Here is a 19642-nt window from a genome sequence, read left to right as displayed (position 1 = left end):
AGGTTGTGCCCTGGTTGTGCCAAAGGATCTTGTCTGTATGTTCCCGCAGGTTACCGCCGCCCTGCATCGCTCAATCAGGGATTGCACGTACTAATCCGGGGTCCCTCGGCAAGCCGCTCCGACGGTGTGTGAAGATGTCCGGTTCCCCGCCGATGATCATGGACGGGACCGACCCGGTGGGCCGGCGGCGGGCCGACCTGCCCGTTGCGGTACGAAAGCAGGGTGAGCACCGTCAGCCTGTGGCCCGTCGTCCTGTCCGCCGCCCCGAGCCCGAGCCCGAGCGCGAGCCCGAGCGCCGACTGCCAGGGCAGCACCTCCTGTGACTACCTGTACAACTTGACCGACTCGGCCTGGTTCGCCGAGGGCAGCTACTGGATCCTGCTCAAACCGCTGCGGGTGGCGGTGATCCTGCTGCTGGCGATCGTGGCCCGCTGGGCGCTGCACCGGACGATCAACCGACTGGTCCGGACCACCACCGACGGGGCGGTGCCCACGCTGCTGCGTCCGCTGCGCGAGCGGGTGCCGACCGCCGCCCTCGACCCCGCCGAGTTCGTTCCCGAACGGCGTCGCCAGCGCGCCGAGGCGATCGGCTCGGTGCTGCGCAGCATGGTCACCGCGTTCGTCTTCGGCATCGCGCTGCTGATGATCCTGCGCGAGTTCAGCTTCGACCTGGCCCCGCTGCTGGCCAGCGCCGGGATCGCCGGAGTGGCCCTCGGCTTCGGCGCGCAGAGCCTGGTCAAAGACCTGATAGCCGGCCTGTTCATGCTGATCGAGGACCAGTACGGCGTCGGCGACACGGTCGACCTGGGCGAGGCGACCGGGGTGGTCGAGGCGGTGGGGCTGCGGGTCACCACGGTCCGGGACGGGCGCGGGGTGCTCTGGTACATCCGCAACGGCGAGATCGTCCGGGTCGGCAACAAGAGCCAGGGCTGGGCGCTGGTGGTGGTCGACCTGCCGATCGGGTTCGCCGGCACCGAGGAGGCCAGCGCGGTGCTGCGGACCGCCGCCGCCTCGCTGGCGATGGACCCGGAGCTGGCGCCGGAGGTCGTCGAACCGCCCGAGGTGCTCGGGGTGGAACAGATGACGATGGACGGCGCGGTGATCCGCACCGTGGTCAAGACCACCGCGGACGGGCAGTTCGCGGTCGGCCGGGAACTGCGCCGCCGGCTCGCCGAGGCGCTGGAGAACTCGGGGATCACCGCGCGGATCGCGGCGGCCCGGCTCTACCCCGGCGTCCCGCCGACCGGCGTGGGCACCGGCGCCGCCGCTCCGACCGGCACCACCGGCCCGATCGGGACCGGACAGGGCGGGGCCACCTGACCCACGCGGTCGCCACGGCGAATACGCCGCCCCGGGGCCGACCGGACACCGAGCCGAAATCCGGGCTCGCGCGCCGGGCGGCCCCTCGGGTATCGTCCGTTCGTTCAGTCGGAGATGCGACGATCGATCCGTTCGCCCTAGTCAGTTGTCAGACTATCGGGCAGAATCCGGTGCACGCGCTCCCGGGAGCGTGATCACGTCATCGCTGATCCGTGGATCTGACGACGGGGCCCCCGCCGGGTCATCACGAGTGGCCGGCGCCGGGGCACGATGGAGGCGACGGTGTCCGACGAGCTACCCGCCCCGGACCGGCCGGCTACCTTCCACGAGGTGTTCGGCCAGGCCGAGTACCGAGCGGTCCTCTCGGCCAGCGTCCTGTCCTGGGTGGGCGACTACGTCGCCAAGGCCGCGGTCACCGTGCTGGTCTACCAGGAGAGTCGGTCCGTCGCCCTCAGCGCCGCCGCGTTCGCGGTCAGCTACCTGCCCTGGCTGGTGGGCGGCCCACTGCTCGCCGCGCTGGCCGAGCGGCACCGTCACCGGCAGGTGATGGTGGTGAGCGACGTGATCCGGGTGGTGCTGACGGCGCTGATCGCGGTGCCCGGCATGCCGGTCTGGGCGGTGCTCGCCCTGCTGTTCACCGCCACCCTCGCCAATCCGCCCAGCCAGGCCGCCCGGTCGGCACTGCTGCCGGCGATCCTCAGCGGTGACCGGCTGGTGCTCGGGCTGTCGCTGAACGCCAGCGCCGGTCAGGCCGCGCAGGTGGTCGGCTACCTGGCCGGCGCCGCGGTCGCCGCGGTCAGCCCGACGGTGGCGCTGCTGCTCAACGCGGCCACCTTCGCCCTCTCCGCGCTGCTGGTGCGGTTCGGCGTCCGGGACCGGGAGCCGGCGGTGAACGCGGCGCACCGCACCCATCTGCTGCGCGAGACCGGCGAGGGCTTCAAGATCGTCTTTGGCACCCCGGTCCTGCGGGCCATCGCCCTGCTGGTGTTCAGCGCCATGCTCTTCTCGATCGTCCCGGAGGGCCTCGCCGCCGCCTGGGCCGGGGAGCGTTCCGGCAACGGCCTCGACTCGGGGGTCGCGCAGGCCGTCATCATGGCGGCCAACCCGGTCGGCTACATCATCGGCGGCCTGCTGGTCGGCCGCCTGGTGTCGCCCGCCGGCCGGCTCGCCCTGATGCGACCGCTGGCGGTGCTCGCCCCGCTGGCGCTGGTCCCGGCGCTGTTCAACCCGCCGCCACTGGTGGTGGCCCTGCTCGCGGCGGCGTGCGGGTTCGCGGTCGCCGGCCTGATCCCGACCGCCAACGGGCTCTTCGTCCGGGCGCTGCCGAGCGGCTACCGGGCCCGTGCCTTCGGCGTGATGGCGACCGGCGTGCAGGTCATCCAGGGGGGTGCCGTACTCGCCACCGGCCTGCTCGCCGACCGGTTCTCGGTGCCGGGCGTGGTCGGGGTGTGGAGCGCGGCGGGGGTGCTGCTGATGCTGGTCACCGCGCTGCGCTGGCCGGCCCGGGAAGCCGTCGACGCGGCCGTGGAGAGCGCCGACCGGGCCAATGCCGCCACGGAGGTCGACCCGCGGCAGCCGGCCGGCGGATCGCGGGCCGGGGCGGCAGCGCCCGCCCTGGACGGTGAGCGGACCCGCCCCCGGCACGCTGTGACGTGATCGGCAGCCAGCCCGGCCGTACGCGGCGATCGCCGCGCCGCCGTACCTGGCAGGATGGAACGGTGAATTCCGCAGGTGAGTCCCGGCCCGTCCCGTCGACGACCCTCTTCGAGGCGGTCGGCGGCGAGCCCACCTTCCGCGCGCTGGTCGACGAGTTCTACGCCGGCATCGCCACCGACCCACTGCTGCGGCCGATGTACCCGGAGGAGGACCTCGGGCCGGCCGCCGAGCGGATGACGCTCTTCCTGATGCAGTACTGGGGCGGCCCGAACACCTACTCGGCGCAGCGGGGGCACCCCCGGCTGCGGATGCGGCACGCCCCGTTCCGGATCGGCGCGGCCGAGCGGGACGCGTGGCTGCACCACATGCGCCGGGCGGTGGACAAGCTGGACCTGCCGCCGGAGATCGCCACCGCGCTCTGGGACTACCTGGAGCGGGCCGCCTACTTCATGGTCAACGTGATGGAGGATCCGGCCACCGGCGGGTAGCGGCCACCCCCGCGCCGGCCCGGCGCGGGTCGGACCCGACGCCCGCTCAGAGCAGGGCGCCCTCGTCGTGCAGCCAGTCGACGAAGGTCGTCGCCACGGCCGCACCGCAGTCCAGCATCTCCACCAGCAGCGCGTCGTGCGCCCCGGCGCCGAGCGGCACCTGGAGCTCGGCGTAGATGGGTAGCTGGCCGCGCTCGGTCGGGTCGCCGACGTAGGCCTTGCAGAACCGGCGGGTGTGGTTCCACTCGTTGACCACCCGGTAGGCCCGGTCGGCCCAGTCCGGCGGCACGGTCGCGTGTGGACGGGCCCGCATCACCAGGATCTCGTCCTCGGGGCCCTCCAGGGTGACCAGCACCGCGTGCCGCTCCCACATGGCCAGCAGGTTGCCGTCACCGTCGGCCAGGTAGCGCACGTCGAGCAGGTCGAGCGCGTCGCAGACCCGGCTCAGGGTGACCGGCTCGACCGAGGCCGGCATGTCGGTGATGACGGACCGTTCGGTGGCCGGACAGTCGTCTCCCGGCTGACGAGGGGACGGTGGCCCCACCCGGACGGCGCTGCTGTCCACTGTGATCCCGCTTCGAGTTTCCGGGTCGCCGCCGACGGCGGGACCAGGGCGCCATGACCACCACGGCATCGCTCGCGCACCTCACTCCCCAGCGGATCCAATCGCCTACGGTGCGTTGGATCCGAGGATGGACGGTACCCGGACAGCCGGGTTGAAGCACCCCCCCAACGGCAGCACCAGCCCAGAAGAATGACCGAGGGTCATACTTTCGGCTGATCCCGCGTGGGGCGAATTGCGAGTTCGGAAACTTTCCGCGACCACGCGGCTCCGTATGGTCCCACCAGCCCGACCCACCGGCCGGCCACCCGCACCTGGACAGCCGGCGGCGCAATCGCCGACCCGGGACCGGCCGGACCGAGGAATCCCATCCGGACCAGTCCCTGCACCAGCCGCTGGGTGACCTCGACCGGCTCGGCCGGGGCGTCGTCCGGGGTGACGGTCACCGCGACGTGGTCGAGCAGGGCGTCCCGCAGCACCCGCTGCCCCACCGCCCGACCGGCCACGCCCTCGGTGGCCGCCGTCCGCAGGGTGCCCGCCGCGGCCTCGGCGATCCGCCGCAGCTCTGCGGCGGGCAGCACCTCGACCGGCCGGGACCCGGCAGGCGGCAGCGGCCAGCGCCACCGGTCGTCCCGGCGGGGCGGCAGCGTGGTGTCGGCGGACTCCAGCCGGGCCAGCAGTTCGGCCGCGACCACCGTGGCGTCGCCCGGGGCGAGACCGGCCACCGTCCGGACCACCAGCACGTCCCACGGCAGCCGGGCCCAGAGCGCCGTACGGCCGGTGTCGTGGAGCGGGCGCAGCCGGACCACGGTGGCCGGGTCGAACCGCACCAGCCGGGCGAGGAACGCGCCCGCGTCGGCGCCCCCGTCCAGCCCGTGTCCCGGGCTGGCGGTCGACACGTCGCTCACGCCGCCCCGCCGGCCGGCGCGTACGACTGGAGGAAGACCCGTTCGTCGTCGCTGATCCGCCGGGGCCGCTTGGCGACCAGGTCGAACGGGACCAGCACCGAACGCGCGGTGCTGGCCAGCACGTCACCGTCGTACAGCTCGTAGGCGACGGTGAACCGGGCGGCCCGGATCTCCTCCACCCACAGCTCGATCCGCACCGTGGGGGCCGCCTCCGCGGTGGCCCGGCCCAGCGCGTAGTCGACCGGGCGCAGGTAGTCGACCTCGTGTCGACGGATGACCACACCGTCGGCGAACGAGCCGACCCCCCACGCCTTGCCGCCGGCGAACATCAACGCCACCCGCGCCTCCTCGTACAGGGTGAGGAAGCGCGAGTTGTTGACGTGGCCGTACGCGTCCAGGTCGGACCAGCGCAGGGTGCAGTGGTAGACGAAGCGGTCCGCCATGGTCAGTCGCGGGTGAGCTTGCGGTAGGTCACCCGGTGCGGGCGGGCCGCCTCGGCGCCGAGCCGGTCGATCTTGTTCTTCTCGTACGCGTCGAAGTTGCCCTCGAACCAGAACCACTTCGACGGGTTCTCGTCGTCGCCCTCCCAGGCCAGGATGTGGGTGGCGACCCGGTCGAGGAACATCCGGTCGTGGGAGATGACCACGGCGCAGCCGGGGAACTCCAGCAGCGCGTTCTCCAGGCTGGACAGGGTCTCCACGTCCAGGTCGTTGGTCGGCTCGTCGAGCAGGATGACGTTGCCGCCGATCTTCAGGGTCAGCGCCAGGTTGAGCCGGTTGCGCTCGCCGCCGGAGAGCACCTTGGTCGGCTTCTGCTGGTCCGGCCCCTTGAAGCCGAACGCCGCGATGTACGCCCGGGACGGCATCTCGACCTTGCCGACCATCAGGTAGTCGAGCCCGTCGGAGACGACCTCCCAGACGGTCTTGTCGCCGTTCAGGCCCTCCCGGTTCTGGTCGACGTACGACAGGGAGACCGTCGGGCCGACCCGGACCTCGCCGTCGGTCGGCTGCTCCAGCCCGACGATGGTCTTGAACAGGGTGGTCTTGCCGACGCCGTTCGGGCCGATGATGCCGACGATGCCGTTGCGCGGCAGCGAGAAGGACAGGTCGTCGATGAGCAGCCGGTCGCCGAAGCCCTTGCCGAGGTGGTTCGCCTCGATGACCGTGCTGCCCAGCCGCGGGCCCGGCGGGATCTGGATCTCCTCGAAGTCCAGCTTCCGGGTCTTCTCCGCCTCGGCGGCCATCTCGTCGTAGCGGTCCAGCCGGGCCTTGGACTTGGTCTGCCGGGCCTTGGCGTTGGAGCGGACCCACTCCAGCTCCTCGGTGAGGCGCTTCTTCATCTTGGCGTCGCGGCGGCCCTCGACGGCCAGCCGGGCGGCCTTTTTCTCCAGGTAGGTGGAGTAGTTGCCCTCGTACGGGTAGGTCCGGCCACGGTCCAGCTCCAGGATCCAGTTGGCCACGTTGTCGAGGAAGTACCGGTCGTGGGTGATCGCCATCACGGTGCCGGCGTACTTGGCCAGGTGCTGCTCCAGCCAGGAGACGCTCTCCGCGTCCAGGTGGTTGGTGGGCTCGTCGAGCAGCAGCAGGTCGGGGGCCTCCAGCAGCAGCTTGCACAGCGCGACCCGGCGGCGCTCACCACCGGAGAGCTGGGTGACGTCGGCGTCCGGCGGCGGGCAACGCAGCGCGTCCATGGCCAGTTCGAGCTTGGAGTCGACGTCCCAGGCGTCGAGGTGGTCCAGCTCCTCCTGGAGCTTGCCCATCTCCTCCATCAGCTCGTCGGAGTAGTCGGTGGCCATCTGCTCGGCGATGGAGTTGAACCGCTCCAGCTTGGCCTTGGTGGCGGCGACCGCCTCCTCGACGTTGCCGAGCACGGTCTTGGCGTCGTTGAGCGGGGGCTCCTGGGCGAGCATGCCGACGGTGTAGCCGGGCATCAGCCGGGCCTCGCCGTTGCTCGGCCGGTCCAACCCTGCCATGATCTTGAGGAGGCTGGACTTACCGGCGCCGTTCGGACCGACCACACCGATCTTGGCCCCCGGCAGGAAGTTCAGCGTCACGTTGTCGAGCACGACCTTGTCGCCGTGCGCCTTGCGCGCCTTATCCAGGACGTAGATGAACTGGGCCACGGTGCGGGCTACCTCCGTCGGTTGCTGTCGCGAGCTTGCGGGCGCGGCGCGGGCGGGGCGTTCCGTCCGCCGCCGCCGGCCGGGGCCGGCCGCGCGCACGCCGTCGTCAATCCTGACAGGTACGGCCCGCCGCGCCCACATCACCCCGCCCCGCCGGTACGCCGTGGCGCACCGCCGCCGACGATCCGGTCCGGCTCGCCGGCAGGCCGGTGCCGCCGGCCCCTGACCAGGGGTTGTCGGCAAGATCACGGGACGGGTTCCGCAACCGTGGGACGGGTAGGTAACTCCGGCACGGGGTCCCAGACGCCGCAGCTACGCTCAGTACGCTCATGGCGGTGGACCAGTAAGCACCCGGAGGTGGCCGATCGTGACCGTCCGTAGCTCCTTTGTCGTAGTGGCCAACCGACTGCCGGTCGACGAGGTGAGCACCCCCGAGGGACGGCAGTGGCGACGCAGCCCGGGCGGGCTGGTCACCGCGCTGCACCCCGTCCTCGCCGAGCATCGTGGCACCTGGGTGGGCTGGGCCGGCGGCACCGGCGCCGCCCCGGAGCCGTTCGACCTGGAGGGCATCCGGCTGCACCCGGTGCCGCTGAGCGCCGAGGAGTTGGAGCGCTACTACGAGGGCCAGTCCAACGCCACCATCTGGCCGCTCTACCACGACGCCGTCGAGACGCCGGCCTACAAGCGCCGCTGGCGGGAGGCGTACCGGCTGGTGAACGCCCGGTTCGCGGAGGCCGCGGCGGACGTCGCGGCCGAGGGCGCGACGGTCTGGGTGCAGGACTACCAGCTCCAGCTCGTCCCGGCGATGCTGCGCGAGCTGCGGCCGGACCTGAAGATCGGCTTCTTCCTGCACATCCCGTTCCCGCCGATCGAGCTGTTCATGCAGATGCCGTTCCGCACCGAGATCCTGCGCGGCCTGCTCGGCAGCGACCTGGTCGGCTTCCAGCAGCGGCTGGCCGCGCAGAACTTCGTCCGGCTGGCCCGGCACCTGCTCGGCCTGCGCTACGAGGGCCAGATGATCCAGGTCGACGGTCGGCAGGTGAAGGCCGGCGCGTTCCCGATCTCCATCGACACCCGGGAGATGGAGCGGCTGGCCGAGGACCCGGCGATCCAGGCGCGGGCGAAGCAGATCCGCGAGGAGCTGGGCAACCCGAAGACGATCATCCTGGGCGTCGACCGGCTGGACTACACCAAGGGCATCGAACTCCGCCTCAAGGCCTTCCGCGAACTCCTGGCTGACGGAAAGTTGACAGTTCCGGATGCTGTTATGGTGCAGGTCGCCACGCCCAGCCGCGAGCGTGTGGAGCACTACCAGGCACTTCGTGTCAAGGTAGAACGCGAGGTTGGTCGGATTAATGGCGAATTTGGACGGGTCGGCGTGCCGGCGGTGCATTATCTGCATCAGTCGTACAGTCGCTCCGAACTGGCCGCGATGTACGTCGCGGCCGACGTGATGATGGTGACCCCGCTGCGAGACGGAATGAACCTGGTGGCCAAGGAGTACGTCGCATCGCGCGCCGACCAGGGCGGTGCGCTCGTGCTCAGCGAATTCGCCGGCGCCGCCACCGAGCTGCGCCAGGCGTTCCTGTGCAACCCGCACGACCCCGACGCCGTCAAGGACGCCCTCCTGCGGGCAGTACACGTAGAGAAGCCGGAGGCCCGTCGACGCATGCGGATCATGCAACGTCACCTGCGCACCCACGATGTGGGGCACTGGGCGAAGTCTTTCCTGACCGAGTTGGGCGCACCCGGGACGGAGGCCGAGTGAACGCCCCCACCGCCGAGATCATCACCCCCGCCGCGGGGACGATGGACCCGGAACTGCGCGCGGCGATCGGCCGGATCGCCCGCGTACCGCAACTCCTGGTGGCCTGCGACTACGACGGCACGCTCGCGCCGATCGTCGAGGACCCGAGCAAGGCCGTGCCGCTGCCCGAGTCGGTCGCCGCGGTCCGGGCGCTGGCGGCGCTGCCGCAGACCACCGTCGCGGTGGTCTCCGGGCGCGCGCTGCGCGACCTGGCCGCCCTGTCCCGGCTGCCCAGCGAGGTGCACCTCGTCGGCAGCCACGGGTCCGAGTTCGACATCGGCTTCGTCGAGCGGCTCGCCCCCGAACTGGTCGCCGTCCGCACCCGGCTGCGCGACACACTGCGCGAGATCGCCGCCGCGCATCCCGGGGTACGACTGGAACGCAAGCCGGCCAGCGTCGCGGTGCACACCCGCGGGGTGCCGCCGCAGGTCGCCGCCGCCGCCGTCGAGGCGGTCCGGAACGGGCCCGCCACGTGGGAGGACGTCACCGTCACCCAGGGCAAGGAGGTCATCGAGCTGTCGGTGGTCGCCACCCACAAGGGCACCGCGGTCGACCAGCTCCGTACCCAGCTCTCGGCCAGCGCGGTGCTCTTCATCGGCGACGACGTCACCGACGAGAACGCCTTCGGCAACCTGAGCGGCCCGGACGTCGGCATCAAGATCGGCCCTGGCGACACCCGGGCCGGCTACCGGGTGACCGAGCCGATCGAGGCCGCCCGGGCGCTCGGCCTGCTGCTGGAGACCCGCCGGCACTGGCTGTTCGGCGAGCGGGCCGTGCCGATCGAGCGGCACTCGATGCTGGCCAACGGTCGTACCGTCGCCCTGCTCACCCCCGAGGCCAAGGTGAGCTGGCTCTGCCACCCCAAGCCCGACTCGGCGGCGATCTTCGCCGACCTGGTCGGCGGCAGCCCGGCCGGGCACTTCACGGTCGGGCCGGAGCGCGGCGGCATCCCGCTGGGCCAGCGCTACCGCAACGGCACGATGACCGTGGAGACCCGCTGGTCGGGGCTCACCGTCACCGACTGGCTGGACCTGCCGGCCCGGGAGACCACCCCGGACGGCCCGGCGATCGTCACCGGTGACTCCACCCTGGTCCGGCTGCTCACCGGCTCCGGCCGGGCCCGGGTCGAGTTCGCCCCGCGCCCCGAGTTCGGTCAGGTCGCCACCCAGCTCCAGCCGATGGACGACGGCCTGCTGGTGCTCGGCTCCAACGAGCCCGTCGCGCTCTACTCCCCCGGGGTGGAGTGGCAGGTCCGCAACGACGGCGGCTACGAGACCGCGCACGCGGTGGTCGACCTCTCCGCCACCGGCGGGCAGGCCGTCCTGGAGCTGCGCTTCGGGACGCACAGCCTGGAGCACCACGCCGTACCGGTCCACGACCGGCAGACCACGGCCGAGCAGCCGTGGAAGGACTGGGTGGCCTCGCTGCGGCTGCCCGCCACCGCCCGGGACCTGGTCGCCCGCAGCGCGCTGACCCTACGCGGGCTCTGCCACGAGGCGACCGGCTCGATCCTGGCGGCGGCGACCACCTCGCTGCCGGAGGAGCTGGGCGGTGTCCGCAACTGGGACTACCGGTACTGCTGGCTGCGCGACGCGGCGATGACCGCGCGGGCGTTGGTCGACCTCGGTTCGATCGAGGAGGCCGAGGGACTGCTGCGCTGGGTGGACGGCTGCATCGAGCGCACCGGCGGACACCCCGAGCGGCTGCACCCGCTCTACACGGTGGACGGCTACGAGCTGGGCGCCGAGGCGGTCATCGACACCCTGCCCGGGTACGCCGGCTCCCGGCCGGTCCGGGTCGGCAACCTCGCCAACCACCAGCTCCAGTTGGACGTCTTCGGCCCGATCGCCGACCTGATCGCGGCCGTCGCCGACGCCCGGGGCTCGGTGCGCGACGACGAGTGGCGGGTGCTGGACAACATGGTCGAGGCGGTCCGCCGCCGCTGGCACGAGCCCGACCACGGCATCTGGGAGGCCCGCCTCCCCCCACGGCACCACATCTTCTCGAAGGTGATGTGCTGGATGACCGTCGACCGGGCGCTGCACGTGGTGCGCCAGCACGGCGGCGAGGACCGGCCGGAGTGGGTGGAGCTGCGCGACCGGATCGGCGCCAACGTGCTGGAGAACGGCTGGCACGAGGAGGTCGAGGCGTACAGCGTCGCGTACGGCGACGAGGACATGGACGCCTCGTCGCTCTGGATCGGCCTGTCGGGCCTGCTCCCGGGCGACGACCCGCGCTTCCTCTCCACCGTGCTCAAGATCGAGGCGGACCTGCGCAGCGGCCCGGTCGTCTACCGGTACCACTGGGACGACGGCCTGCCCGGCCGGGAGGGCGGCTTCCACATCTGCACGGCGTGGCTGATCGAGGCGTACCTGCGCACCGGCCGCCGCACCGACGCGGAGGAGCTGTTCGCCCAGATGGTCGACACGGCGGGCCCGACCGGGCTGCTCCCCGAGCAGTACGACCCGCTCGCCGAGCGCGGCCTGGGCAACCACCCGCAGGCGTACAGCCACCTCGGCCTGATCCGCTGCGCCCTGCTGCTGGACAACATGCTCAAGCAGTGACCTGATCGGCACCGACGACGGCCGGGGACGAATGTCCCCGGCCGTCGTCGCACCTCCGGCTGAGATCAGGGCCGTTTCGGCGAGGTGGCGGCATCGGACTTCCCGGACGCCGCCACCTCGCCGAAACGGAGCCGATCGGGGAGCCGGTCAGGTGGCCAGGGTGTCGACCACGTCGCCGATCACCACGATCGCCGGCGGGCGCAGGCCCGCCTCGACCACGTCCGCCGCCACCGCGCCGAGCGTCGACCGGATGCTGCGCTGTCCGCTCGTCGTGCCCTCCTGGATCACGGCGACCGGGGTGGCCGGGTCCCGGCCGTGGCCGGTGAGGGTGGCGGTGATGGCGGCCAGGTTCTTCAGGCCCATCAGCACCACGAGGGTGCCGTGCAGGCCGGCGAGGGCCGACCAGCGCACCAGGGAGGCCGGCGAGTCCGGGGCGACGTGCCCGGAGACCACGGTGAACTCGTGCGCCACCGCGCGGTGGGTGACCGGGATGCCGGCCACCGCCGGCACGGCGATCGCACTGGTCACCCCGGGGACCACGGTCACCGGTACGCCGGCCGCCGCGCAGGCCAGCAACTCCTCGCCGCCCCGACCGAAGACGTACGGGTCGCCGCCCTTGAGCCGGATCACGTGCTTCCCGGCGCGGGCCCGGTCGACCAGGATCCGGTTGATCTCCTCCTGGGTGCGGGACGGCCCGTAGGGGATCTTGGACGCGTCGACCAGCTCGACGTCCGGGCGCAGCTCGTCCAGGAGCAGCCCGGGTACCAGCCGGTCGGCGACCACCACGTCGGCCTCGGTGAGCAGCCGCCAGCCCCGCACGGTGATCAGCTCCGGGTCGCCGGGACCCGCTCCGACCAGCGCCACCCGCCCGACCGGACCACCGACCAAATCATGGGCCGGACCGTCGACCGGCCCACCGGCCAGACCACCGACCGGCCCGTCGACCGGCCCACCGGCCGGCAGGGCCCCGGGGCCGCCCGAGTCCGCAGGTGCCGCTCCCGCCGGGTCGGCAGCCGCCCCGATCGGGCCGGTACGGGCGTTCAACAGGTCACGGACGGCGTCCCGGACGGTCATCGCCCGGCGCGGGTCGCCGCCGCCGAGCACGGCGACGGTGACCGGGCCGTGCCGGGTGACCGCCGGGGTCCACGCGGTGGCCGCCGCGCGGTCGTCGGCCCGGACGCAGAAGATCCGCCGTTCGGCGGCGGCGGCGCTGACGGTGGCGGCGGCGGCCGGATCGTCGACCGCGACCTGCACCAGCCACGCCCCGTCCAGGTCGTCGGGGGCGAACCGGCGCGGCAGCCAGTGCAGCCGTCCGGCGTCGGCGTGCGCGCGCAGCGCCGGGGTCAGCTCGGGCGCGACCAGGAGGAGGTCCGCGCCGGCGTCCAGCAGGGCGGGCACCCGGCGGCTGGCGACGGCTCCCCCGCCCACCACGACCACCCGCCGGCCGGCGAGCCGCAGTCCGAGGGGGTAGGGGTTGCCGGTCACTTCTCGGAGACCCCCGCCGCGTCGAAGGTGGCCACCTCGTGCAGCACCCGGACCGCGCCGGTGACCACCGGCAGCGCCAGCAGCGCGCCGGTGCCCTCGCCGAGGCGCAGGCCGAGGTCGACCAGCGGGTCCAGGCCGAGGTGGCGCAGCGCCACGGTGGCGCCCGGCTCGGCGGACCGGTGCCCGGCGACCATCGCGCCGACCGCGTCGGGGGCGAGGGCGGCGGCGACCAGCGCGGCGCTGGCCGCGATCACGCCGTCGAGCAGCACCGGGACCCGGCGCGCGGCCGAGCCGAGGATCAGGCCGGCCAGCGCCGCGTGCTCCAGGCCACCGACGGCGGCCAGCACCCCCAGCGGGTCGGCGGGGTCGGGCCGGTGCCGGTCGAGCGCGGCCCGCACCATGCCGATCTTCCGCTGGTACGTGTCGTCGTCCACCCCGGTCCCCCGGCCGGTCGCCTCGGCCGGGTCGACCCCGGTGAAGACGGCGACCAGCGCGGCGGACGGGGTGGTGTTGGCGATCCCCATGTCGCCGGTGAGCAGTACGCCGGCCCCGGCGTCGAGCAGCTCCCCCGCGATCCGGATGCCGGTCTCCACCGCCGTCCGCGCCTCGTCCCGGGTGAGCGCGGCGGTGACCGTCATGTCCCGGGTGCCGCGCCGCACGTTCGCCTCGACCAGCCGGGGCACCACCGCCCCGGCAGCACCGGCGGCGGGCGCGGGGTCGGGGGTGAACGGCAGCGGGGTGGCCACCCCGACGTCGACCACGGTGACCGAGGCGCCGGCCTGGCGGGCGAACGCGTTGACCACCGCCCCGCCGGCCAGGAAGTTCCCGATCATCTGGGCGGTGACCTCCTGCGGCCACGGGGTGACACCCTGGGCGTGCACGCCGTGGTCACCGGCGAAGATCGCCACCGCGGCCGGTTCGGGCAGCGGCGGCGGGCAGGTGCCGGCCAGGCCGGCCAGGCGTACCGAGAGGTCCTCCAGGGCGCCGAGCGAGCCGGCGGGCTTGGTGAGCCGGCCCTGCAGGTCCCGGGCGGCGGCCATCGCCGTTCCGTCGAGCGGCCCGATCGCCGCGAGCGTCGTCTCCAACATCATGCCTCCAGGATCTCCGCCAGCACCTCGATGAACGCGTCGGTGGTCGCCGGGTCGCGCACGGCGATCCGCACCCAGTCCGGCCCCAGCCCGGGGAAGGTGTCGCCGCGCCGGACGGCCCAGCCGCGCCCGCGCAGGGTCTCCCGTACCCGGTCGGCGCCGGCCAGGTGGACCAGCACGAACGCGCTGGCCGGCCGGCCCGCGACGCGTACCCCGGGCAGGGCCGACAGGCGGGCGACCAGGTGGTCGCGGTCGGCGGCGAGCCGCGCGGCGATGGCGCGCTCGGCCGCGACGGCGGTCGGTGCCGCGACGGCGGTGGCGGCGGCCAGGGCCGGGGTGGAGACGGCCCACAGCGGTTGGCCGGCGGCGAACCGGTCCAGCAGCGCGGCCTCGCCGAGCAGGTAGCCGATCCGCAGGCCGGCCAGCCCCCAGGTCTTGGTGAGGCTGCGCACCACCACCAGGCCGGGCAGGTCGCGGCGGCCGGCCAGGGACTCCGGCTCGCCGTCGACGCCGGGTGCGCCGGTGGTGTCGGCGAACGCCTCGTCGACCACCAGGACGCGGCCGGGCCGGGCCAGTGCGGCCAGGTCGGCGGCGGGGTGCAGCACCGAGGTGGGGTTGGTCGGGTTGCCGACCATGACCAGGTCGGCGTCGGCCGGCACCCGGGCCGGGTCGAGCCGGAAGTCGTCGGCGTCGTCGAGCAGCAGCCGCTCGACGGCGTGACCGGCGGCCCGCAGCGCGGCCTCCGGCTCGGTGAACTGCGGGTGCACCACCACCGGCCGGCGTACCCCGGACAGGGCCCGGGCGATCAGCACGAAGCCCTCCGCGGCACCGGCGGTGAGCAGTACCTCCTCCGGCGGGCGGCCGTGCCGGGCGGCGACGGCGGCCCGGGCGGGACCGGGGTCCGGGTACGCGGCCAGGTCGGCCAGCGCGCCGACGACCGGGTCGGCCAGCCAGTCGGGCATCGGGTCCCGGCGGACGTTGACCGCCAGGTCGACCAGCCCGGGGGTGGCCTCGGCGTCCCCGTGGTGGGTGAGGTCCGGTTCGGACCGGGAACTGGCCGGTTCCCCGGCGTCGGGCTCCGCCCGGAGCAACTGACCACGCATGTCCGCGATCCTGCCGGGAAGCCGCCGCGTGGGACAGCGGATCCCGCCGTGGGCCGCGTCACGGCACTCGACCAGCCTTCGGAGGTTTATGGATTTTTCTCATTTCCGAATCGGAAATGTCATAACTTGACCAGGTGAGCAATCGACTCTTTGCCACCGCAGGTCGTTCCGTTCCTCTCCTCCGCGCCGGGCTGATCGCCGGCATCGTGATCGCCGCCGTCGCGTACCCGCTGGCCGCCTTCACCGGTCTCGGGGCCAAGGCCACCGCGCACGCCGTGGAGCAGAAGACCAACCTCCTGCGGACCGCGCTGCCCGCCGAGACGTCCTACCTCTACGCCCCGGACGGCAAGACGATCCTGACGATGTTCTACGAGGAGTACCGGCAGTACACCAAGTTGTCGGACATGTCGCCGAACATCCAGCAGGCCATCGTCGCCGCCGAGGACAACCGCTTCTACCAGCACCGGGGCGTCGACCCGAAGGGCGTCGCCCGGGCCTTCGTGGCCAACGCCCGCTCCAGCGGCGTCTCCCAGGGCGCCTCCACACTGACCATGCAGTACGTCCGGATGGCGCTGCGGGACAGCGCGCAGACCCCGAAGGAGGTCCAGGAGGCCACCCAGCAGACCAGCCTGCGCAAGGTCAAGGAGATGCGGATGGCGCTGGACATCGAGAAGGAGCTCACCAAGGAGCAGATCCTGGAGCGCTACCTCAACTCGGCGTACTTCGGCCACCGGGCGTACGGCATCTACGCCGCGTCGCAGATCTTCTTCTCCAAGACCCCGGCCACCCTCAGCCCCGTCGAGGCGGCCACCCTCGCCGGCCTGGTCAAGTCCCCCTCCGAGTACGACCCGATCAGCTCGGACCAGAAGGAGGCCACCGGCCGGCGCAACTACGTGCTCGACAAGATGTCCCAGCTCGGCTACCTGTCCCCGGACGCCGCCGCGGTGGCCAGGACCGAGCCGATCCGGACCAGGGTGACCAACCCGCCCAACGACTGCGCCTCGATCCCCGACAAGTACACCACCTGGGGTTTCTACTGCGACTACGTGAAGAACTGGTGGAGTTCGCAGCCCGCGTTCGGCGAGAACCGGCTGGAACGGATGGACAAGCTCCGCCGGGGCGGCTACCGGATCGTGCTGGCCCTGGACCCGAAGATCCAGGCGGCAGCGGAGAACAACGTCGGCGCGAAGGACAGCACCGGCAGCCCGTTCGCCAACGGCATCGTGGTCGCCGAACCGGGCACCGGCCGGATCAAGGCGATGGCGGTGAACCGGAACTACTCGCTGGACCTCAGCGAGAACGGGCCCAGCTCCAACCCCGAGGCCGGACCGAAGGTGAAGGCGAACTACCCGAACACCGTCGCCCCACTGCTCGGCGGCGGCAGCCTCCCCGGATACCAGGCCGGCTCGACGTTCAAGATGTTCCCGATGCTGGCCGCCCTCGACGCCGGGATGACGCTGTCCACCGCGTTCGACTCGCCGTACCGGTACCAGTCCGCGATCTACAACGGGTGGGCGCCGTCCAACGCCAGCGCCGCGATGACCGGGCGGCAGACCATGTGGTCCGGCTTCGGCAAGTCGGTCAACACCTACTTCGTCCAGCTTGAGGAGAAGATCGGCGCGGACCGGGGCGTACACCTCGCCGAACAGCTCGGCCTACGCTGGCGCACCGACGTCGACAAGGACCAGGCGTCCCCGTCCAAGGCGAGCAAGTGGGGCGCGTTCACCCTCGGTGTCTCCGACGCCACCCCGCTGGAGATGGCCAACGCGTACGCCGCGATCGCCGCCGACGGCCGGTACTGCGAGGCGATGCCCGTCACCTCGATCACCAACCGGGACGGCACCCCGACCACCTACCGGACGGCGGGTGGCATCGAACGGGAGGTCGCCAAGCCGCGCTGCCGGCAGGTGGTGAGCGCCGACGCGGCCCGGGCCGCCACCGACGCGGCGCGCTGCCCCACCGGCGACGCCCCGGCGAAGGGAAGCTGCGGCGGCTGGTCGACGGCGGACAGCGTCCGGGGCACGGTGGGCCGCCCGGTGGCCGGCAAGACCGGCACCACGGACAGCACCCGGTCCGCCTGGTTCGTCGGCTACACCCCGGAACTGGCGGCGGCGAGCTTCATCGCCGACCCGGACAACCCGTTCAACGCGGTCGGCGACGGGCAGTCCCAGGTACCGGTCAACGCGGTCGCCCAGACCCTGCGGGACGGGCTGAAGGGCACCCCGACCCGCCAGTTCGCCCCACCGTCCGACGCCATCGTCGGGTGACGGACCCGCCGTCCCCGGCTCCGCCAGGCCGGGGACGGTGAGCAGGAAGCTTCGCGTCAGGAACGGTGCGGTTCCTGACGCGAAGCTCCGGGCGGCACCCGCCGGCGGCCCTGGCCGCCCTCGACTGGGCCCGCAGCCGGCGGGGTGCCGGCGGCAGCGGGTGCGCGACGGATCAGTGCAGGTCGGCGGTGACCAGCGACCACAGCTCCAGGTCGACCCGGGCACCCCGGACGAAACCCGCGTTGCGCAGCAGCCCCTCGTAGCTGAAGCTGGCCTTCTCGGCCACCCGGCGCGACGCCACGTTCCCCGGCGCCACCCGCAGCTCCACCCGCTGGAACCCGTGCTCCAGCAGCAGCGCGATGGCCAGCGCGTCCACCGCCTCGGCGGCCAGCCCGTAGCCACGGGCGTGCGGGGCGAGGGCGTAGGACACCTCGGTCAACCGGGCGCCCCAGTCGGTGCGCCGGGTCCACAGGCAGCCCACCACCCGGTCGTCCTCCCGACGCACCACCGCGTAGTGGTCGCCGTCGCCGCTGTCCCGCCGCTGCCGGGCCAGGTCGGTGCACCAGGCATGGCCCTCGATCTGCCCGGACGCCTCGGCCAGCGGCAGCCAGCGCTGGGTCTGCCGGTCGGCGAAGACCTCGTCCACCGCGTCGGCGTCGGCGGCGACCAGCGGCCGTACCTCGGTGCGCGGGGTGGAGACCGTCAGCGCCGGGAACCGCCGGACGGCCACCTGCCCGATCACGCCGACGCCCCGACGCCCTCGACCCCCGCCGGCAGCGCCGCCGCCGTCACCAACCGGGTCGCGATCTCCGGATGCGCCCCCCAGTGCAGGCCGAGTTGCGAGGCGTGCACGCCCCGCCAGACGAAGCCCTCGGGCGCGCCGCCCTCCCAGCTCCACGCGGCCCGCTGCCCGGCCCGCGGGGTGAGCACCGCGCCGTGCTGCTTGTAACCCACCACCGTCGCCCCGGTGCCGGCGACCACGCTGTCGGACCGGGCGGTCGCCTCCCGGTAGCCCACCACCAGGCCGTCCCGGCTGGCGCCGATCGCGTCCAGCACCCCGCACATCGGCAGGCCGTCCAGCTCACGGGCCAGCCAGAGCAGGCCGGTGCCCTCGGCGACCACCGGCCGCCCGGTGCGGGCCAGCTCGGCCACCGCGATGCAGAGCCGGCGGTTGGCGGAGAGGTCCCGGGCGGACGACTCGGGCAGGGCCGCGCCCACGACCAGTGCCCGGGTGCCGGCCGGCAGCGCCTCGTCGCGCAGCGGGTCGACGGTCACCACCTCGGCGCCGGCGGCGCGCAGCAGCTCGGCGGTCTCGGCGTGGCCGTAGCTGCCGCCGGGACCACCGGCGAGCGCCACCACCGGGGCGTCCCCGGCCGGCGCGGCGGACGCCGGCGACCAGGGCTCGAAGGCCAACGCCGGGGCCGACCGGGCCAACGCGACCAGCCGTTCCAGGTCGACCGTGCCGGCGACGGCCTCACCGAGACGCCGCACCGCCCGGGACGCCTCGGCGTCCCCGGCGACCACCGGCACCACGCCGTGCCGACGCGACGGCAGCACCCGGGGCAGCTCGTGCCGACGCAGCGCGCCGTAGACCGGCACCCCGACGTCGTCGAGCGCCTCGCGCAGCATGGACTCGTGCCGACCGGAGGCGACCTGGGTGAGGATCACCCCGCCCAGCCAGAGCTGCTCGTCGTAGGAGCGGAAACCGTGCACCAGGGCGGCCACCGACTGACCCATCGCCGCCACGTCCACCACCAGCACGACCGGGCTGCGCAGCACGGTGGCCACGGCCGCCGTGGACTCCGCCTCGGGCCGGCCGGCGACCGAGTCGTACAGGCCCATGGTGCCCTGCACGACGGCCAGCGCGGCGCCCTCGGCCCCGTGCGCGAAGAGCGGCCCGAGCCGGTCCGCGCCGACCAGCCGCGGGTCGAGGTTGCGGCCGGGACGGCCGGCGGCCAGGCCGAGGTACGCGGCGTCGACGTGGTCCGGGCCGACCTTGAAACCGGCGACGTCGAGCCCCTGGTCGACCAGCGCCGCGAGCAGGCCGATGGCGAGCGTGTTGGTGCCGTGACCGGAGGAGGGCGCGCTGAGCACGAGGCGCGGCACGGCGGTCATCATCGACTCCTCGCTGGCGACGGGGATGGCGCGCGGACGGCCGGGAGGAACGCCGACGGCGATCCGCTCGCGTGACGATACTCGCCCGCACCGACGCGCGTCGGCCGCCGATCGCCCGGTCCCACGGGCCGTCGCGGCGGGTGGCGCGGGTCATACG

At 73.4% G+C, this 19642-nt stretch carries 15 protein-coding genes; 6 read left to right on the top strand and 9 right to left on the bottom strand.

The annotated features are described in order from the left end of the window. Positions 1-327 precede the first annotated feature (327 nt). The 3 genes from ACIQG9_RS21750 (at position 328) to ACIQG9_RS21740 (ending at position 3464) form a co-directional block, all read left to right on the top strand. Positions 328-1320 carry a mechanosensitive ion channel family protein gene (locus tag ACIQG9_RS21750; protein WP_400405218.1) on the top strand — a complete coding sequence of 331 codons (993 nt, stop codon included), beginning with the start codon at positions 328-330 and terminating at the stop codon, positions 1318-1320. Positions 1321-1590: 270 nt separating this feature from the next. Further along, positions 1591-2976: an MFS transporter gene (locus tag ACIQG9_RS21745; protein WP_400405173.1), complete on the top strand. Its 1386-nt coding sequence runs from the start codon at positions 1591-1593 to the stop codon at positions 2974-2976. A gap of 62 nt (positions 2977-3038) precedes the next feature. Then, complete coding sequence (locus tag ACIQG9_RS21740) at positions 3039-3464, top strand: globin (RefSeq protein WP_400405170.1); 426 nt, start codon at positions 3039-3041, stop codon at positions 3462-3464. A gap of 46 nt (positions 3465-3510) precedes the next feature. On the opposite strand, the gene ACIQG9_RS21735 is transcribed toward ACIQG9_RS21740, so the two are convergent. From ACIQG9_RS21735 to ettA, 4 genes are all read right to left on the bottom strand, one after another. Then, entirely contained in the window at positions 3511-4098 is a 588-nt protein-coding gene (locus ACIQG9_RS21735; RefSeq protein ID WP_400405168.1) for a YbjN domain-containing protein, read from the bottom strand. Positions 4099-4229: 131 nt separating this feature from the next. Next, positions 4230-4934 (bottom strand): hypothetical protein, encoded by a 705-nt coding sequence (locus tag ACIQG9_RS21730; RefSeq protein WP_400405165.1) that lies wholly within the window; start codon positions 4932-4934, stop codon positions 4230-4232. Then, positions 4931-5377: an acyl-CoA thioesterase gene (locus ACIQG9_RS21725; protein ID WP_400405163.1), complete on the bottom strand. Its 447-nt coding sequence runs from the start codon at positions 5375-5377 to the stop codon at positions 4931-4933. The genes ACIQG9_RS21730 and ACIQG9_RS21725 overlap by 4 nt, the downstream gene beginning before the upstream one ends. 2 nt (positions 5378-5379) lie before the next feature. Next, complete coding sequence (ettA, locus tag ACIQG9_RS21720) at positions 5380-7056, bottom strand: energy-dependent translational throttle protein EttA (protein WP_400405160.1); 1677 nt, start codon at positions 7054-7056, stop codon at positions 5380-5382. A 367-nt stretch (positions 7057-7423) separates the two neighbouring features. On the opposite strand from ettA, the gene ACIQG9_RS21715 reads away from it, so the two are divergent. Next, positions 7424-8824: a trehalose-6-phosphate synthase gene (locus ACIQG9_RS21715; RefSeq protein WP_400405157.1), complete on the top strand. Its 1401-nt coding sequence runs from the start codon at positions 7424-7426 to the stop codon at positions 8822-8824. A 41-nt stretch (positions 8825-8865) separates the two neighbouring features. Next, on the top strand, positions 8866-11427 hold the full coding sequence (otsB, locus tag ACIQG9_RS21710) for a trehalose-phosphatase (RefSeq protein WP_400405215.1): 2562 nt from the start codon (positions 8866-8868) through the stop codon (positions 11425-11427). A 147-nt stretch (positions 11428-11574) separates the two neighbouring features. Here the strand turns inward: otsB and cobA are convergent, their stop codons facing one another. From cobA to cobC, 3 genes are read right to left on the bottom strand one after another with little or no spacing between them, the layout of a single operon-like run. Continuing rightward, positions 11575-12912, bottom strand: a complete 1338-nt coding sequence (gene cobA / locus ACIQG9_RS21705) for a uroporphyrinogen-III C-methyltransferase (protein ID WP_400405154.1) — start codon at positions 12910-12912, stop codon at positions 11575-11577. After that, entirely contained in the window at positions 12909-14000 is a 1092-nt protein-coding gene (gene cobT / locus ACIQG9_RS21700) for a nicotinate-nucleotide--dimethylbenzimidazole phosphoribosyltransferase (protein ID WP_400405212.1), read from the bottom strand. The genes cobA and cobT overlap by 4 nt, the downstream gene beginning before the upstream one ends. Next, complete coding sequence (cobC, locus tag ACIQG9_RS21695) at positions 14000-15103, bottom strand: Rv2231c family pyridoxal phosphate-dependent protein CobC (protein WP_400405151.1); 1104 nt, start codon at positions 15101-15103, stop codon at positions 14000-14002. The genes cobT and cobC overlap by 1 nt, the downstream gene beginning before the upstream one ends. 134 nt (positions 15104-15237) lie before the next feature. On the opposite strand from cobC, the gene ACIQG9_RS21690 reads away from it, so the two are divergent. Further along, positions 15238-17370 carry a transglycosylase domain-containing protein gene (locus tag ACIQG9_RS21690; RefSeq protein WP_400405148.1) on the top strand — a complete coding sequence of 711 codons (2133 nt, stop codon included), beginning with the start codon at positions 15238-15240 and terminating at the stop codon, positions 17368-17370. Between the two features lie 172 nt (positions 17371-17542). On the opposite strand, the gene ACIQG9_RS21685 is transcribed toward ACIQG9_RS21690, so the two are convergent. Beyond that, a complete protein-coding gene (locus tag ACIQG9_RS21685) occupies positions 17543-18112 on the bottom strand; it encodes a GNAT family N-acetyltransferase (protein WP_400405145.1) in 570 nt (189 codons plus the stop codon). Next, positions 18109-19485: a cobyrinate a,c-diamide synthase gene (locus ACIQG9_RS21680; protein ID WP_400405142.1), complete on the bottom strand. Its 1377-nt coding sequence runs from the start codon at positions 19483-19485 to the stop codon at positions 18109-18111. The genes ACIQG9_RS21685 and ACIQG9_RS21680 overlap by 4 nt, the downstream gene beginning before the upstream one ends. Positions 19486-19642 lie beyond the last annotated feature (157 nt).

Origin of the sequence: Micromonospora sp. NPDC092111, assembly GCF_044755745.1 — a bacterium.
In the GTDB taxonomy this organism is placed as follows: Bacteria; Actinomycetota; Actinomycetes; order Mycobacteriales; family Micromonosporaceae; genus Micromonospora.
This window is presented reverse-complemented; position numbering and strand designations above follow the sequence as displayed.